Here is a 222-nt window from a genome sequence, read left to right on the forward strand (position 1 = left end):
TTGAGAGATGTCTAACTTCCCTGCTGCTTCTCTTACTTTAGTCCCATAAATTTCTTCCGCGATGTCTTCAATTTCTTTTCCATTTGTTGCAATACCTAATTTATCTGCTTCTTCTTCTGTATTCACCGCATGTATCTTTCCATTGTTTAATTGTTCTTTACTGCGCTGTGTGTAATCTGTCTTTCCTTTTGATGTTTCAGAAGGAGAGGCACCCCCTAATAT

1 pseudogene is annotated in these 222 nt (G+C 37.8%); it reads right to left on the reverse strand.

What is annotated here, in order from left to right:
* Positions 1-222 (reverse strand): annotated as a pseudogene (locus MR170_RS31905) (transporter); the annotation flags it as partial.

The sequence above is a fragment of the Bacillus cereus group sp. BfR-BA-01524 genome (assembly GCF_022662595.1).
In the GTDB taxonomy this organism is placed as follows: Bacteria; Bacillota; Bacilli; order Bacillales; family Bacillaceae_G; genus Bacillus_A; species Bacillus_A thuringiensis_S.